We start from the raw sequence: 13578 nt of genomic DNA on the forward strand, positions 1-13578 counted from the left end.
CGGTCGCGCTGAGTTCGATCGGATGCGATCCTGGATCAACACCGGGCTGACCTGGTGATCTTGGCCTTGGGGAAGGGCGAGACGGGTCAGCGGCCGACGGTGGTGGCGAAGGGGACTCACCATGCGCGCGATCTGGAAAGGCGCCGTGTCGTTCGGCCTCGTGTCGATCGGGGTACGGCTGTACTCCGCCACCGAGGAGAAGGACATCCGGTTCCACCAGGTGCACCGCACCGACGGCGGCCGGATCCGCTACAAGCGGGTCTGCTCGGTCGACGGCGAGGAGGTCAGCTACGACGACATCGCCAAGGGCTACGACCTCGGTGGCGGCGAGATGGTGATCCTGACCGACGAGGACTTCGCCGACCTGCCGCTGAGCACCTCGCGGGCGATCGACGTGCTGGAGTTCGTGCCGGCCGACCAGGTCGACCCGATGCTCTACAACAAGGCCTACTACCTGGAGCCGGAGGGCACCGCCACCAAGCCGTACGTGTTGCTGCGCGACGCCCTGGCCGACTCGGACCGGGTGGCGATCGTGAAGGTGGCGATCCGCCAGCGGGAGCAGCTGGCCACCCTGCGGGTCCGCGACAACGTACTGGTGCTCAACACGATGCTCTGGCCGGACGAGATCCGCCAGGCGTCGTTCGGTTTCCTCGACGACGACATCCAGGTCCGCCCGCCGGAGTTGGCGATGGCCGCCTCGTTGATCGACTCGATGGCCGGCGAGTTCGCCCCGGACGAGTACACCGACGACTACCGGGCCGCGTTGCAGGAGGTCATCGACGCCAAGGTGGAAGGGCGGGAGATCGTCGCGCCGGAGGAGGAAGAGGAGGCGCCGGCCGCCGCGGTAGACCTGATGGCCGCCCTGCGTGCCTCGGTCGAACGGGCCAGGGTCGCCCGGGGCGAGCCCGGCGGCGCGGCGGACCGGGATGCGGACCGCGATGCGGACCGGGAGCCGGCACAGCCGACCCCGATCACCTCGGCGAAGTCGGCCAAGTCCGCCGCTCCAGCGGAGAAGGCGACCACCAAGAAGGCTCGGCCCGCCAAGCGGACCCAATCTGTGGAGAAGGCCCAACCGGCCAAGAAGGCTCAGCCAGCGAAGGAAGCCCAGCCAGCCAAGAAGGCCCAGCCAGCGAAGAAGGCGGCCGGTGCGGGCGGCGGGTCGGCTGGCAAGAGCAGCGGCACGAAGGCAGCCGGCACCGAGCAGGCCGCCGCCAAGAAGACCACCGACCGCAAGACACCGGCCAGGAAGTCCACCGACCGCAAGACGGCCTGATCTGGCAACTTGGCGCTGAATCCGGCTGGCCCGGCACGGCTGCGGCATTTTACGGCAGCAGCGGCGCTTTGGCTGCTGTCAATCACTTACAGGACAGTTTATCAAGATCCAACTGCGGGGACTCTTGCCGCAGGACATCCGCAGTCCCGCCGAACCAGCCTTCATGCGGCGCGACCCCTTAATTCGGACTGAGCCGCCCAACCAGCCCGTCGCCATTGTCCTAAGTTGACGCAATTGCCTCACCCGCACGAGTTCCGGGGGATTCGCCCCGCCGCCCCGGGCACCAACCCCATACTTTCTGAAGATCCACTCAGGAATATGAACTTTGTCTCACTCGACATCAACCTTCATAGAGATCACTATTTGAAGTCGATTGATCACCTGAGGCCAGATGTCGCAGCGGGGCGCACGAGAGGGCAAGCATGCACGGAGTGTCTTTGATCGACTGTCTCAGCGAACAGTTGGGCCAGCTGTGCGCCGTCGTCGACACCGATCCGGGCGTCCCACTCCAGCTGGTCGCCGAACTACTCGGTCCGGCCGCGGCCCGACCGCCCAGCCAACCGCCGGCCTGGCCGTCCGACGTGGCCGACGACCACACCCCGGTCGAGTACTCGGTCGCGTTCAACGAAGCCGAGCCACCCACCCTGCGGATTCTCGCCGAGGCACAGGCCGACGCACCCGACCCGGCCGCGTACGCGACGGCCGCGTACCGGTTCCTGGACCGGCAGGTCGACCGGTTCGGCCTGGCCACCACCAAGTTCGACCTGGTCCGCGACGTCTTCCACACCGAGCAGCCACAAGGCGCCTTCGCCCTGTGGTACTCACTGGTCCTGCGCAGCGGCCGCCGCCCCGAGCTCAAGGTCTACTTCAACCCGGCGATCCGCGGTGCCGACGCCGCCCCCACGCTGGTCGTCGAAGCGCTACGACGGCTCGGGCTGCAAGCGGCGTACCCGAAGATGGTCGACCATGGCCTACGCCCCGGTGAGCTGGGCAGACGCGACCAGCTGTCCTTCTTCGCCGTCGATTTGAACGACGAACCGCAGTCGCGGGTCAAGCTTTACCTCAGCCACTACGACGCCCGGGTCGACGACGCGGTCCGCGCCGCCGGCATCGTCGACGGCGTCGACCTCGAACAGGTCGCCGACTTCTGCATCACCGCCACCGGCGGACCTGGCCGGTACGACCGCCGGCCGCTGGTCAGCAGCTACACCTTCACCGCCGGGGCCGAGTGCCCTGTCGGCTACAGCCTCTACGTGCCGATCCGCGACTACGTCGACGACGACGAACAGGCCCGGCAGCGGGTGTTGGAGCTGCTGACGCGCTACGGGCTCGATGCCAGCCGGCTCGATCCGGCCATCGCCGCCGTGGCCCGGCGGCCGCTACGCGACGGCGTCGGGCTCATCGCGCACGTCTCACTGCGGGTCGGCCGACCCCGCCCCGGCGTTACCGTCTACCTGTCCGCCGAGGCCCACCAGGTCGCACCGCCACGATCCAAAACCGCCGTGCGCTGATAGAACGCTGGGAGCAAGTGATGTCGATGAACAGCCGACGGGTCCTGCCGCCGTACCGGGTCAAGGTCGTGGAGCCGATTCCGTTCCTGACCGCCGACGAGCGCCGGGCCGCGCTGGCCGATGCGGGCTACAACCCGTTCAATCTGCGCGCCGACCAGATCACCATCGACCTGCTCTCCGACTCCGGCACCGGTGCCACCTCGACGCTGCAGGAGTCGGCGGCGGCGCTGGGCGACGAGTCGTACGCCGGGGCCCGCTCGTGGTTCCGGTTCCGCGACGAGATCCAGGCACTCACCGGCTACCCGTACGTCCTGCCGGTGCACCAGGGCCGGGCCGGCGAGCGGATCCTGTTCGCCAGCATGCTCAAACCCGGCCAGCTCAGCGTCAGCAACACCCACTTCGACACCACGTACGCCAATGTGGTGCTGGCCGGCGCCGAGGCCGTCAACCTGCCCTGCCCGGCCGCCACCGACCTGGACAGCGCCGAGCCGTTCAAGGGTGACATCGACCTCGCCGCGTTGGAGCAGCTGCTCGCCGGACCGGACGGCAGCCGGGTCGGCGTCGTCCTGATGACGATCACCAACAACGGGTTGGGCGCGCAGCCGGTGTCGATGGCGAACCTGACCGCGGTCCGCGCCCTGTGCACCCGGTTCGGGGTGCCGTTCTTCCTGGACGCCGCGCGGTTCGCCGAGAACGCCTGGCTGGTGGCGCAACGGGAACCGGCGTACCACGGGCAGACCCCGCGCGAGATCGCGCGGGCTGCGTTCGACCTGGCCGACGGCTGCCTGATCAGCCTCAAGAAGGACGGCCTGACGGCGATCGGCGGGGTGGTCGGGCTGCGTGACGAGGCCCGCTACGCCGCCTGCGAGGCCAACCTGATCGCGACCGAGGGCTTCTCCACCTACGGTGGGCTCGCCGGGCACGACCTGGAACGGCTCGCCCAGGGCGTACGGGAGGTCCTCGAACCGACGTACCTGCACTCCCGGGCGGACTCGACCGCCCGGCTGGCCCGGCTGATCAACGACGCCGGTGTCGCCACCGTGGCACCGGCCGGCATCCACGCGCTCTACCTCAACGCGGGCCGGCTGCTCCCGCACCTGGCACCGCACGAGTTCCCCGGGCATGCGCTCGGGTGCCAGCTGTTCCTCGACGGCGGCATCCGCTGCGCCGAGCTGGGCTCGCTCTACCTCGGCGGAATGGACGAGGCGCACCGGCTGGTCACCCCGGCACCGTTCGAGCTGGTCCGGCTGGCGATCCCGCGCCGGGTCTACACCGACACACATCTGGAGTACGTCGCCGACGTGCTCGCCGACATCGCCAAGGATCCGGAGCGGGTGAACGGCTATCGTATCGTCGCCGCACCGCCGCTGCTGCGCCACTTCAAGGTGCGACTGGCACCGCTGAGCGGCTGAGCCCGATCCTCCGCCGTTGGCCGAGGCGCGCCCGGCTCGGCCATTTCTGGGCTCAGCCGGGCACCGGCAGCCGGGTCATCGCATGCTTGACCAGCTCGATCAGGGTTTCCTTGCACGACGCCCGGTCCCGGGCGTCGGTCCAGAGCAGCGGTACGGCCTGGTCGAGCTCCAACGCGGCGCGGATCTCGTTCTCGGTGTAGGGACACTCACCGAAGAAGCGGTTCACGGCGGCGACGAACGGGATGCCCCGCCGTTCGAAGTAGTCGACGGCGGCGAAGCTGCTGTCGAGCCGGCGGGTGTCGACCAGGACCACCGCGCCGATCGCACCTTGGGCGAGCTCGTCCCAGATGAACCAGAAGCGGTCCTGCCCGGGGGTGCCGAACAGGTAGAGCACCACGTCCGGACCGATGGTGATCCGGCCGAAGTCGAGCGCGACCGTGGTGCTGGTCTTGTCCTCCACCCCGGTGGTGTCGTCGACTCCGATGCTGACCTGGGTGAGCACCTCTTCTGTGGTCAGCGGCGGAATCTCACTGACCGAGCCGACGAGGGTGGTCTTGCCGGTGCCGAAACCGCCAGCAATGACGACTTTGACCGATTTACGATCCACGTTGATCAGTCCTTTTCGTCTACAGTCGCTGGAGGCCGGCGAGCACGGTCTCCAGCAGGTCGCGGTCGGCGATCTTCTGTTGCGCCGGGGTGCCGACGTCGAGGTAACCCTGTTCGAGCAGCACGTCGACCATCACCTTGGTGATGGTGAGCGGGTGGTGCAGGTAGGCGCCGATCTCGGCGATCGACATCCAGGTCGCGCAGCGTTCGACGATCTCCCGGTACTCCGGCTCCAGCCGGCTCAGGTCCGCCGGCAGCGCCACGACCTGAGTGGCGAGGTCGAGGTTGGTGTTGCGTGGGCTCGTCCGGCCGTTGACGAGGATGTACAACGGGACGAGCCGTCCGGCCTCGGATTCGTCGTCACCGTCCCACACGTCGTATGTCATCGCGCCGGCCCTGGGTGGCCGTTGATGGGCTGCGGGGCGTTTCGCGGGTCGGTGCTGAGGTACTCACCGATCCGGGTCACCAGCCGGCTCATCTCGTAGGCGACCGTTCCCATGTCGACACTCTGCTCGCAGAGCACCGCGAGCCGGGCGTTGTGGCCGGCCGAGGCGATGAACAGGCTCTGTCCCCGGTACTCGACGATCACCTGGTGCACCGGGCCGCTGTCGAACCGGCGGCTCACCCCGGCGGCGACGCTGTGCAGCGACGACGCACCGGCAGCCAGCAGCTCCGCCTGGTCCTGCGGCAGGGTGGTGGACTTCTGGATGATCAGTCCGTCTGTGGAAAGGACAACCGCGTACACGACGTCGGGGACCTCGACGAGGTCGTCCAACATCCAGGTCAGGTCATTGTGCGGCTTAGAGTTGGTCACGCGTCCCTGCCTTGATCATCATTGGTGGCCGGTTCGTCGGTGGCTGCCGTCTGGCCGGCGTTCCAGGCCTGCTGGTACCGAGAGAATCGGTTCCTGGCCTCCTCGGGGGAGTGCATCGGACCGGCCGCCGGGCCGGTTTCGTCCTCTGCCGCAAGCTCGTCACGCAGTTCCGGGACGATGTGCTGCTGCGGCTGTCGGTGCGGCAGCGGCGGGCGGGTGGGCGCGGCATCCGCCGGGGCGGCGGATCCGCCACTGGCCGGCGCGGCGACCGCTCGCGGTGGCGTGGCCTGAGCCGGGGCCGGGCCAGCGACCGGTTCGGTCGACGCCGACTCCTCGTCGAGCCGCCACTGCACCTGAGCTGCACCGTTGCGCCGGTAGTCGGGCGTTTCCGCACTACGGTGGGGGTCCGCCAGCGGGTCGCCGGAGCTCCGTCGGTCGTACACCGTGCCGCCGTTGAGCTGGGCCGACCCGGAGACGATCGGAACGGTCTCCGCAGACTCGGGCGCCATCGTCGCGGCTCCGGTCACGGTGGCGGTCGCCGTGGCAGCACCCTGACCGGCACCCTGCCGGGGGTGATGCCGCAACGCGTTCGGGCGGGCGACCGCGCCGGCCATCGCCGGCACCAGGCGCTCCTGCTCCTCGCCCTTACCTCCCGAGTCGTTGGTCCGGCCGGCGATCAGCCGCTCGGGCAACAGCACGATCGCCAGCAGACCGCCGTACGCGGAGGTCCGCAGGCTGACCTGGACACCATCCCGTTTGGCCAGCTCGGCGACCACGTGCAGACCGACCTGGGCACCGTCGCGCAGCGCCATCACGTCCGGGGTCGGCGCGGTGGCGAGCAGATCGTTGGCCCGATCCAGCGCCTCGCCCCGCATCCCCATGCCGGCGTCTTCGATCTCGATCGCCAAGCCGTGCTTGACCTCGTTGCAGGTCACCCAGACCATCGTTTCCGGCGGTGAGAAGGCCAGCGCGTTGTCCAGCAATTCGGCCAACAGGTGGATGGTGCCGGCGACGGCGTGCCCGTGCACCGCCAAATCGGCGGCCTTCCGCAGGGTGATCCGCTGGTAGTGCTGCGATTCGGCGAACGCGGCCAGCAGCACCCGGCGCACCGGCACCGGGTTCTTGAACCGGCGGCCGATCTGCCCACCGGCGAGGATGACCAGGTTCTCCAGGAACCGGCGGGTCTGGGTCAGCTGGTGGTTGATGTCGAACAGCTCGCCGAGCAGCTTCTCGTCGCCGACCCGGACCTGCAGGTCCTCGATCACCCGCAGGCCGCGTTGCAGCGGCCGCTGCGGGCGCCGGGCGACGCCCATCAACATCGTGATGCTGGAGGTCCGGGTCTGCGCCTCGTTCACGGCGGCGGCCGCAGCGGCCTGCAACGACCGGTTGATCACCTGCGCGACCTGGCCGATCTCGTCGGCGCCGTAGTCCTTCGTGGCGAGCTCGGTCGACAGGTCGACCTTTTCCCGGCGCCGCAGGCGCTCCATGACCGCCGGCAGCCGCTGGTCGACCATCGCCGAGGCGTCCGCACCCAGCTGCGCCAACCGCAGCGACAGCGCCTGGTCGACCAGGACCTGGGACTGCCGGACCGCCCACATGGTCGCGGCGACCGCGACGGCCAGCGCGAGCAGACTGCCGAGCAACGCGAGCAGCAGCTGGTTGTTACCGGTACGCAGCGTCTGCGCGGAGACCGAGTCCGCCTGGACGATGACCAGGTCGACCAGGTCGGCGGAGATCTGCTGGGTCAGCGCCTCCCACCGGGCCCGGTCCAGGCCGAGTCCGCCGGGCACCGAGTTGCCCCACGGGCCGGCGGTGATCAACGCGTTCTCGGCGGCGGTCAGACCTTGCCAGGCCTGACTCGCAGTGATCTCGTCCAACCGCTGCTGGGCGACGGGGTGCAGGTGTGGGGCGACGTTGTCCAGCGCGGACCGGTACGCGCCGACCAGTTCGATGAAGGCCAGGTGCTGCTGAGCGTCGAACGACCTGGCACCGAATGCCTCGTCACCGAGGGAGCCGGCCCGCGACATCAGGTCACTGATCCGGAACGCCTCGGTCGCGGCGATACCGCCCTGCGCTGCGGTCGGGTCGGGCACGATGCGGGCCTGGATGTCGAACATGGTGGTCGCGGCGTCGAGCAGCTGGTTGTAGAACTCGTACGCCTCACGGCCGGTGGCCGAGCGGGAGTCGATAGTGGTCCGGATGCTTGGCAGCTGGTCCAGGTAGCCGGTGAGAGTCACCCACTGGCTGGTGATCGACTCGGGTGCGCCGGCAAGGGCTCCGTCGGCGACTGACCGCAGCTCTGCCAGCTGCTCGTCGGTCTCCCGGCGCTGGTCGAGCAGCTGCTGAAGATCGTTCGTCGGTTGCGCCAGGTAGGCAATTCCGAGCCGGCGTTCCTCCTGGATGGAGGCAAGCGCCGGCACCGCCGGAATCGACACGTCACGGACGCCGACGGCGACCTGTCGGTTGTAGAAACCTTGGAAGACGAGGTAGCCGGAGGCGGCGAGCCAGAGTGCCAGTGCCGCGACACCGGGGACGAGCACCAGCCGGATGACCCTACGTTTGATCGACTGCTGCCGATCGTTTCCGCGCCCCGACTTCTTCGGCTTTTGGCCGTCGGCCTGTGTCCGTGCCAACTTGTGTCCAATCAATGGCGGCCTGAGTAGACCAGCGGGCATACACAGCTGGCCAACGCCGATGCGGGTGGCACGATACCGCTGCGCCCGCAGTCAACACCAGCCCCAGAGTATCGATGCGGTCCGGTCAGGACACCCCGCCCACGAACAGGCTAAACCGTTTTACCAGGCACTGTGGGAGCGCTCCCCCGGTCAGCTTTTCGGCAGAAAATGTGGCGCGCGCCACTAAACCACTCACCGTGACGACCGCCGGCTCAGCTATCGAAGACTGATGATACGCAGCACCTCGCGCGCGACGAAGACGCGGGCATAGCGGCGACCCGTCAGCTCGTGCAGGATGTCCAGTTCGGCCAGTCGCCGGATTGCGGCGTTGACCGCCGGGTAGGACAGTCCATACATCCTGGCGGCGGAGGTCGGCGTGATCATCGGGTAGCCGATCAGGTCCTCGACGATCCGCACCGCGACGCCGCGGACGCTCGCCTGCCTGAGTCGACCGATCGCGGACTCCCGCCAGCTGAGCAGGGACTCGATCCGCTCGGCCGCGTCGACCGCCTGTGCCCGTACCGCTTCGGCGAAGAACTGGATCCACGGATCGAAGTCGCCGGTCATGCTGAGCTGGAGAAGGTGGTCCTGATATTCACGCCGACGCGTCTCCAACCACGGCGAGAGATTCAGGACCGGGACGCGCAGCTCGCCGCGCGCAGCCAACTGGAGTACGCAGATCAGCCGACCCAGTCGGCCGTTGCCGTCGTTGAACGGGTGCAGCGTCTCGAACTGGTAGTGGCCGAGGGCCATCTTGACGATCAGTGGAAAGTCACCGGTGGTGTTGATCCAGTCCTGCCATGCCTCGATACCGGCCCGTAGCTGGTCGCCCGGCGGCGGTGAGACGAAGCGGGCGTCGGCGACCCGCCCGCTACTCAGCCCGATGAAGACCTGGATGGCCCGGATGTCTCCGGCATTGATGGTATCCCCCGGCGTACCCGCGACCAGGATCTTTTGGAGATGTCGCAGCATGCCGACGGTGATCGGCCGGTCCTTGATCCACTCGTATGCCAGTTCGGCGGCCCGGACATAGTTGACGACCTCAGCGACGGCCGGGCTCACCTCCCGCGCTTCGACCAGGTCAGCCTCCAGCACCTCGTCGAGGGTGGTGTAGGTGCCCTCGATCGCCGAGGTGCTGACCGCCTGCCGGCGGATGGCGGGGCGGGCGAGCAGCATCGGGTTGGGTAGCCCGACCGCAGCCTGGTCGAGCCGCGCGACGGCCGCGGTCGCCGCAGTGACCGCCAGCACGGTCTGCTGCGCCAGGTCGAGCCGGGTCGGCAACGGATCCGGCAGGAAGGGGACATGCTGGTACGACTCGCCGTACCGCACGTCGTGTGAGCTGAAATGCAAGTGCGGACAGTGACGATGGCAGCAGGGCCACGGTCAGCTGGGGCTGAGCCAGAAACGGCAGCCGGCGTGGTCGAGGTGGGCAGCGACCACCTGGCCGATGTGGATGGCGGCCAGTTCGGTGAGCCGGCCGACGATGTCCGGCACAGTCGGCGGCACAAGTTGCTGCGGCACCGGGACCGGCTGCGCCGGATCGGCCGGCACCGACTCGACCACCGGCAACTCCAGGTAGCGCAGACAGTCAGCAACCGCCTGCTGCACACTTCTGCCCAGCGGCTCGTCCACCGGCACCGACTCGTCGACCGCAGTGGTCGGTGGCACCGCCTCGACGCTCCACAGCAGGCCGTACGTCACCGTCGGCTGGTCGACCCGGCGCGGCAGGTCGCGGGCGGTGACCCGCAACGCCAACCCGAGCCCGACCACCAGCGCGGCGAAGCTGTCGAAGGTCGGCAGCTCGGCCCAGTCGGTGGCGTGTACCAGCAGCCGGGCACCAGGCCGACCGGCGGCGGCACCTGTCACGTACCGCCGGATCGGGTCCGAGTTGTCGCCGGCCGTCATGGCGATGCCGTCGCGCAGGCTCAGCGACACCACTTGTTCCTCGGTGAGGTCGAGCAGGTCCACTGGCCGCACACCGAACATGCCCGCCAACCGGGCGACCCGGAACCGCTCCGGCAGCCGCTGGTCCTGCCACCTGGCCACCACCGCACCGGCCAGCTCGCCGCCGCCTGCCGCACCGGCCTGCCCGTTGCCACCGGCCGCACCGCCATCGCCGCTACTGCTACGGGACGGCCGCCACTCGACGTGCGTCACCCGCTCGCGCAGGTCGGTGACCGTGACGACCGCGCCGAAGAACCGCCGGCCGTGGCCGCCGCACCGCCGACAGGTCAGCACCGGGTGCCGCCAGCCGGTCCCGTGGCAGTCCGGGCAGGCGACGCTCGGGATCGGCTCCCCCAGCCACGCCGGCAGCGACGGCTGCCAGGCCCGGCGCAGCAGCGGTGCCCGTTCCGGGATCGCCGGCCGGGGGCCGATAATCCGCCGTAGCGACGTGTGCCGCCAGCGGCGGTCCCGCCAGATCGCCTGCGCGCCGGCGGTCGCCTCCACCTGAGGGCCGCGAGCCGGGCCGCCGGAAACCGGCGGCTCGACGCCGCAGTCCCGGATGATCCGCCGTTCCAACTGGTCGGCGTCGACTTCTTCGGGCGGCAGCGTCGAGCGCTGGCCCGGCCGCAGAAAGTACGCCGGTGCCGTCAACGACCGCTCACCCAACCCGTCGAAAGCATCCATGATGGAGGTGCGCCGGCAGGCGGCGGGCAGGCTGTCCGCGTACCCGTGCTGGCCACGGGGGACGGCCGCGCCGGGCGTCTCGAACCGGATGTCCCAGTTGAGGCCGGCCGGGAACACCCCCCAGCGGGCCTCGACGACCAGGTCCAGACAGAGCAGGTCGGCCAGCCCGCACAGCCGGCTCAGCAGGTCGTCGGCGCTGGCCGGCGGCACCGCCACGGTGCGACCAAGGTGGATCAGCCAGGCCGAGTACGTCACCCCGGTGGTGTGCGCCGCCGCCACGCCGGCGGCCCGGTCGGCCGCCGGCAGTCCGGGATGCCAGTTCGGCGGCATCGTCAGCCACAGACCCCGGTCCGAGTCCGGCTCCCCGTCGGGGAACCGCAGGTCATGCAGCGTCGACCGGTCGGCCTTGACCTGGGCGGCCAGCTCGTCGCGCAGCGGCCGCAGCCCGATCCGCCAACCGCCGTACGGTGCCGGCTCCGGTGCGATGTCACCGGGGCGCACGTCGGCGGAGGCGACCGCGCCGGTGTCCAGGTTCGCGACGGTCAACACCAACTGGGTACGCGGCGAAGTGTCCGGCTCACCGGTCAGCTCGCTGGTCACGCGTACATCCGGGACGCCTGGCCGGACTGCCATTCACGCAGCGCCTGCTTGATCCGGATGTTCTCGTCGCTAGTGCGCCGTACGTCGTCGCGCAACGTGGTGAGGTCCTCGGCGATCCAGTGCAGGAACGCGTACACCTCGTCGGGGTCGAGCCCGCGCCGCACCTCGCGGAACCGGCGGTCGCGGACCTGGCCTGCGGTGATGCCGGGCCGCAGCGGCGGCCGGCGGAACACGCCAGCGTTGCGGGGCCGCCGGGTTCCGGGCACTCGGGGCGGCGCGACGTTCGCGAGGCGGCGGCTGGGTCGGTTGAAGATCCGGTGGAGAAGGTTGCGCATGGTGGGGGTTCACCTCTTCCAATTCGGGGGTACGCCGGGTTGGGTCGGCCGGCGTGGTCGATGTCGCGGCACTGTCCGTGTGGTGGATGGGGCGACCCGCCCGCCGGAGAACGGCCGAGCGGGAGCAGTGTCGTCACGGACGGGTCGCCCCTGCCCCGGATGCGCAGCCTCATTCGGCGAGTACGCACCCGGAGCCGTCCTGGTGTGGGTGTGGTGGGTTGGGGGGTCGGGGCGGGACGGCCGCGCGCGCCACCACCCGCCCCGACCAGGGGCACGAGCACCACCTCGTTGCCACGCGAGGAGCACCCGTGCCAGCAACTTATATGAGGAAGACGAGTAACTCAAGTTTCTTTGCTGGACCAAGTTCCTTGTGATCAAATTGGAGTGCCACGCGAGGAGCCCCGACAAGCAGGAGCGTCATGCCTGCCCAGCCCGACTACCTGCGGATCGCCGACGAGATCATGGCCGACATCCGCACAGGTAAGTACGCACCCGGCAGCAAGCTGCCGTCGATCGCCCAGTTCTGCAAGATGTACACGGTCAGCCCGTCCACAATGCAGCTGGTGAACGTGCGGCTCGAAGCACTCGAGGTCATCTACCGCCGCCAGGGCAAGGGCATCTTCGCCACCGACCCAGCGACGTGGATGCGCAAGCCGTAGCCGTTCGGGGCTGGCATCCGATCATGGTGCCCTGCTCGCCGATCCCCCGCCGGGCAGCCAACACACAAGCCACACCCCCTCCCATGTCCACGTCTGCCGGCCACCCGGCGAGCGATACCACCTGCTCAGCCGTCACCCGATCCGTTTTGCCGAACCAACCGGAGACAACCACGAGTCAAGTTACTGCACTTACTACAGCATGTCTACCCCTGCCTCACCATGGTCAACCTGGCCTAGTTATTGCAGTAAGTCGTCCACCTACGGCAGGATCGGGGGTGCCGAACCAACTGGAGACACCCCATGCCAACTGCAAAACCGTCATTCCGACAGATCGTCGACGACATCGTTGCCAAGATCGAAAGTGGCGAGCTGGCACCCGGCGACAAGCTGCCGTCGACCAGCAAACTTGCCGACGAGTACGACGTCAGCACCGGCACGGTCTATCGCGCACTGTCCCTGCTCCACGACCGCAACCTGATCATCGGCCAGCAGGGACGCGGCACCTACATCGCCGACAGGTCCTCCGCATAACACCACACGCGCACTCCACAGTGCCCATCGCCGGGGTCACTCCGGTCGATAGCAACCGGTAGCCTTCACGTCACCAGAAGCGCGACACCGCATGGTGGCGCCGCTCCCCTGCCCGGACGGATGGCTACATGTCGGTCGACGATGTCAAGGTGCGCATCGGGCAGGCCATCGGAGCCGCGGCCGAAGCCAAGAAGCTCATCGAGCAGCTGCACACCGTGGCAGCCGAGGCCGGCGACCTCGCGCTACGGACCGTCCACGACAGCGAGCAGGACTGCGTCAAGGAAGGCCGGAAGCACTTCACGGCAGCGATCGACGAGGTCGAGTTGGTGCTCCGGCGGATCGACAACTGCGTGAAACACGCCCGGGCGTACCGGAAGGCGCTCGGATGACCCTGGCTGACGTGGTCGCCCAGCTCCGCACCGCCGTCGAGCGGTTGGACCAGGCCGCCGCCGGAGCCACCCGCGCCCAGGCCCCAAGAGCTGGCACCGACGAATCGCCAAGAAGAGCGTTGAAGAGGCCGAGACCGCTGGTGAC

The 13578-nt window shown here is 69.0% G+C and carries 13 protein-coding genes; 6 read left to right on the forward strand and 7 right to left on the reverse strand.

All coding sequences use genetic code 11. The features are described 5' to 3' along the window. Nucleotides 1-121 precede the first annotated feature (121 nt). From ACFHVL_RS04640 to ACFHVL_RS04650, 3 genes are all read left to right on the forward strand, one after another. Nucleotides 122-1273: a Ku protein gene (locus ACFHVL_RS04640; protein ID WP_416625811.1), complete on the forward strand. Its 1152-nt coding sequence runs from the start codon at nucleotides 122-124 to the stop codon at nucleotides 1271-1273. Nucleotides 1274-1695: 422 nt separating this feature from the next. Beyond that, the gene (locus ACFHVL_RS04645; RefSeq protein ID WP_416625812.1) at nucleotides 1696-2784 is read left to right on the forward strand and encodes a tryptophan dimethylallyltransferase family protein; all 1089 of its coding nucleotides are present in this window, start codon (nucleotides 1696-1698) and stop codon (nucleotides 2782-2784) included. 26 nt (nucleotides 2785-2810) lie between these two features. Beyond that, nucleotides 2811-4196: a tryptophanase gene (locus ACFHVL_RS04650; RefSeq protein ID WP_416625813.1), complete on the forward strand. Its 1386-nt coding sequence runs from the start codon at nucleotides 2811-2813 to the stop codon at nucleotides 4194-4196. 52 nt (nucleotides 4197-4248) lie between these two features. On the opposite strand, the gene ACFHVL_RS04655 is transcribed toward ACFHVL_RS04650, so the two are convergent. The 7 genes from ACFHVL_RS04655 to ACFHVL_RS04685 form a co-directional block, all read right to left on the reverse strand. After that, a complete protein-coding gene (locus ACFHVL_RS04655; protein WP_416625814.1) occupies nucleotides 4249-4803 on the reverse strand; it encodes a GTP-binding protein in 555 nt (184 codons plus the stop codon). A gap of 19 nt (nucleotides 4804-4822) precedes the next feature. After that, the gene (locus tag ACFHVL_RS04660) at nucleotides 4823-5188 is read right to left on the reverse strand and encodes a DUF742 domain-containing protein (RefSeq protein WP_416625815.1); all 366 of its coding nucleotides are present in this window, start codon (nucleotides 5186-5188) and stop codon (nucleotides 4823-4825) included. Next, entirely contained in the window at nucleotides 5185-5616 is a 432-nt protein-coding gene (locus tag ACFHVL_RS04665) for a roadblock/LC7 domain-containing protein (protein ID WP_416625816.1), read from the reverse strand. Before ACFHVL_RS04665 ends, ACFHVL_RS04660 begins: the two co-directional genes overlap by 4 nt. Continuing rightward, nucleotides 5613-8156 (reverse strand): nitrate- and nitrite sensing domain-containing protein, encoded by a 2544-nt coding sequence (locus ACFHVL_RS04670; protein WP_416625817.1) that lies wholly within the window; start codon nucleotides 8154-8156, stop codon nucleotides 5613-5615. Before ACFHVL_RS04670 ends, ACFHVL_RS04665 begins: the two co-directional genes overlap by 4 nt. Before the next feature lie 351 nt (nucleotides 8157-8507). Continuing rightward, nucleotides 8508-9641, reverse strand: a complete 1134-nt coding sequence (locus ACFHVL_RS04675) for a Fic family protein (RefSeq protein WP_416625818.1) — start codon at nucleotides 9639-9641, stop codon at nucleotides 8508-8510. 33 nt (nucleotides 9642-9674) lie between these two features. Beyond that, a complete protein-coding gene (locus ACFHVL_RS04680; RefSeq protein ID WP_416625819.1) occupies nucleotides 9675-11519 on the reverse strand; it encodes a hypothetical protein in 1845 nt (614 codons plus the stop codon). Further along, on the reverse strand, nucleotides 11516-11854 hold the full coding sequence (locus ACFHVL_RS04685) for a DivIVA domain-containing protein (RefSeq protein WP_416625820.1): 339 nt from the start codon (nucleotides 11852-11854) through the stop codon (nucleotides 11516-11518). Before ACFHVL_RS04685 ends, ACFHVL_RS04680 begins: the two co-directional genes overlap by 4 nt. A gap of 419 nt (nucleotides 11855-12273) precedes the next feature. Here ACFHVL_RS04685 and ACFHVL_RS04690 point away from each other — a divergent pair, with 419 nt between their 5' ends. The 3 genes from ACFHVL_RS04690 (at nucleotide 12274) to ACFHVL_RS04700 (ending at nucleotide 13433) form a co-directional block, all read left to right on the forward strand. Further along, a complete protein-coding gene (locus tag ACFHVL_RS04690; RefSeq protein ID WP_416625821.1) occupies nucleotides 12274-12513 on the forward strand; it encodes a winged helix-turn-helix domain-containing protein in 240 nt (79 codons plus the stop codon). Between the two features lie 300 nt (nucleotides 12514-12813). Continuing rightward, nucleotides 12814-13044, forward strand: a complete 231-nt coding sequence (locus ACFHVL_RS04695; RefSeq protein WP_416625822.1) for a GntR family transcriptional regulator — start codon at nucleotides 12814-12816, stop codon at nucleotides 13042-13044. A 128-nt stretch (nucleotides 13045-13172) separates the two neighbouring features. Beyond that, nucleotides 13173-13433 (forward strand): hypothetical protein, encoded by a 261-nt coding sequence (locus ACFHVL_RS04700; RefSeq protein ID WP_416625823.1) that lies wholly within the window; start codon nucleotides 13173-13175, stop codon nucleotides 13431-13433. Nucleotides 13434-13578 lie beyond the last annotated feature (145 nt).

It is taken from the genome of Micromonospora sp. LOL_023, assembly GCF_048060115.1.
GTDB lineage: Bacteria > Actinomycetota > Actinomycetes > Mycobacteriales > Micromonosporaceae > Micromonospora_E.